General features: G+C 63.1%; 3 protein-coding genes. All 3 read right to left on the bottom strand.

The window, feature by feature from the left end:
- Positions 1 to 29 precede the first annotated feature (29 nt).
- The 3 genes from tnpC to tnpA all read right to left on the bottom strand — a co-directional run bounded on the left by tnpC (position 30) and on the right by tnpA (position 2470).
- On the bottom strand, positions 30 to 1661 hold the full coding sequence (gene tnpC / locus ABRA89_RS20315) for an IS66 family transposase (protein WP_349943322.1): 1632 nt from the start codon (positions 1659 to 1661) through the stop codon (positions 30 to 32).
- Positions 1662 to 1733: 72 nt separating this feature from the next.
- A complete protein-coding gene (gene tnpB / locus ABRA89_RS20310) occupies positions 1734 to 2081 on the bottom strand; it encodes an IS66 family insertion sequence element accessory protein TnpB (RefSeq protein WP_349943321.1) in 348 nt (115 codons plus the stop codon).
- Complete coding sequence (gene tnpA, locus ABRA89_RS20305) at positions 2078 to 2470, bottom strand: IS66-like element accessory protein TnpA (RefSeq protein ID WP_349943320.1); 393 nt, start codon at positions 2468 to 2470, stop codon at positions 2078 to 2080. The genes tnpB and tnpA overlap by 4 nt, the downstream gene beginning before the upstream one ends.
- Positions 2471 to 2528: the final 58 nt, after the last annotated feature.

The following is a 2528-nucleotide window of genomic DNA, read 5'->3' as shown; positions in this document are numbered from 1 at the left end:
GTAAGCATCCGGCGTAGGCCGCAGCGCAGCTACGCGGCTGCTCGATGCACTGGTAGAGGTGCTGGCGACCAGTTCCACGGCAGCAGCTCTTCGAGCCTGCTTTGCGGCATGTCGGCGATGCGAGCGAGAACGTCGGTGAGCCAAGCTTGCGGATCGATATTGTTGAGCTTGGCCGTCGCGATCAGCGTCAGCATGAAGGCGCAGCGATTTGCACCGCGATCGGAGCCGGCGAACAGCCAGGACTTGCGACCGAGGGCGAGGCTGCGAAGGGCTCGTTCGGCCGCGTTGTTCGTAAGGCAGATTCGTCCGTCTACCGTGAACCGGGCGAAGCCGTCCCACCGCTTCAGCATGTAGTCCATTGCCTTGGCGACGGGCGCATGGCGCGACAGACGCGCCCGCTCGGTCCGCATCCAGTCTTCCAGATCGGCAAAGAGCGGCACGCTCTTCTCCTTTCGAACGGCAAGGCGTTCGGCGGCGGAGAAGCCGTTGATAACGCGCTCGACGTCGAACAGGGCGTCGATGCGTTTGACGGCCTCCAGCGCCATGGGCGAGATCGGTGTGGCGTTCTTTCCGCGCCGGGCACTTTTGGCGATGTCGGCGAGCTCGAAGAACTTCCTACGGGCGTGAGACCAGCACAGTGCCTCGATCACCGGCCCCGGACTTCGATTGGCATCGTACAGACGACCGTAGCCCGCATAGGCGTCGGCCTGCAGGATCCCGCCATAGCCGGCGAGATGCCGCTCGGGATGCTCGGCCGTTCGATCGCGAGAGGCATAGAACACGGCGGCCGGGGGCGCCTGACCGCCGAAGGGACGATCGTCGCGAACATAGGTCCAGACCCGGCCCGTCGCCGTTTTGCCCTTCGCCAGAATGGGGACGGTGGTATCGTCGCCATGCAAACGCTTGGCGGCAAGAACATGCCGCTCGATCAGGTCATGCAGCGGGCAAAGGGCATGAACGCAGGCCCCGACCTGATCGGCCAGCGTCGAGAGGGAGAGATCGATGCCTTCGCGGGCGTAGCGATCCGACTGCCGGTTGAGCGGCTGATGTTGTCCGAACTTCTCGAACAGGATCATCGCAAGAAGGCTGGGGCCGAGGAAGCCTCGCGGTGTCGGATAAAACGGCGCCGGCGGCTGGCTGATGGTCTCGCATTCTCGGCAGGTGAACTTCTCGCGGACCGTCTGGATGACCTTCCACTGCCGCGGGATCACCTCAAGCGTTTCGGTGACGTCTTCACCCAGCTTCGACAGACGACCCGAGCCACAGCAGGGACAAGACGTCGGTCCCGGAATGAGAACGCGCTCACGCGGCAGATGGTCAGGAAACGGCTTCTTCGAAGGCCGCTTGCGGGCAAAGGCCTGAACGCTGCTCGTCTTCGCCGCAGCCTCTTCGGCGGCAAGCTCGTCTTCGGTGGCGGCCGCCTGCGCGTCCTCGAGCTGCATCTCGAGCTGATCGAGGAGACGGGCCTTTCTCTCCGACCGGCTGCCGTAGAGCTCGCGCTTCAGCTTCTCGATCATCAGCGTCAGATGCGCGATTAACGCTGCATCATCGGACGCCTTCGCCCTCCCGTTGGCGAGATCGGCTTCGGCCAGATCGGCGCGCCGTTCAGCCGCAGCGAGAGCGGCCTTCAGTGCGGTGATGTCGTCCGGCGCAGCGGCCATAGGGGACAATCCGAAGCAGATCGTAACAATGCCGATTCTGCCACAAACCTCTTGCGATACAAGACTTTTATGCTATCCGACCGCGCTCGGACGCCAGGTTCTCTGGGGATGACGCCAGTCGATCCCTTCCAGCAGGTAGCCGAGCTGCGCCGGCGAGATCGTCACCGTGCCGTCCGCCGGTGACGGCCAGACAAAACGGCCGCGTTCCAGTCGCTTCGTGAACAGGCAGGCGCCCTGTCCGTCGTGCCAGATCACCTTGATCAGATCGCCGCGGCGGCCGCGAAAGACGAAGAGATGACCCTCGTTCGGATCGCGCTTCAGTGTCTCCTGAACCATCAGCGACAAACCGGGAAAGCCTTTGCGCATATCGACGTGCCCCGCCGCAAGCCAGACCCGAACGCTGCTCGGAACCGGAATCATCGCCGGCGGTCCACGACGTCGAGAAGGCGAGAAAGTGCGTCTGGATCAATATCGGCGTCGATACGGATCGTGCGGCCGCCCGAAAGCTCGATCTCGACCCGGGAGGTGGCTGCCTGCCTTTTGATGACCGGGTCACAAACCGAAACCGGCAAGAACGCTTCTTCCGCCGCAACGCCTTGATTGGAGGGCCCAACTCCGAAAGCACGGCGCCAGCTGAAAAGCTGGGAAGGCGAAATCCCATGTCGGCGTGCTGTCGACGAAATCAGACGCGGGCCGCGTTCGCTCTCGGCAATGATCCGAAGCTTCGCATCATCCGTCCAGCGACGACGACGACCCGTCTCCACCACCGAAAGTCGGGAAACTTCGTGACTGTGAGTATGACTATCCATACTCACTGTCTCTTACGTCAGATCAGACCCAACAAGGCGGTACCCGGCGGGTGCTTAC

The organism is Fulvimarina thalattae (assembly GCF_040239565.1).
In the GTDB taxonomy this organism is placed as follows: domain Bacteria; phylum Pseudomonadota; class Alphaproteobacteria; order Rhizobiales; family Rhizobiaceae; genus Fulvimarina.
Note: the sequence above shows the minus strand (reverse complement) of the source record. Positions and strands in the feature narration are given on the sequence as shown.

Coding starts and splice junctions, on each gene's coding strand:
- tnpC (WP_349943322.1), bottom strand. CDS start 1,661: ATGGCCGCTGCGCCGGACGACATCACCGCACTGAAGGCCGCTCTCGCT.
- tnpB (WP_349943321.1), bottom strand. CDS start 2,081: ATGATTCCGGTTCCGAGCAGCGTTCGGGTCTGGCTTGCGGCGGGGCAC.
- tnpA (WP_349943320.1), bottom strand. CDS start 2,470: ATGGATAGTCATACTCACAGTCACGAAGTTTCCCGACTTTCGGTGGTG.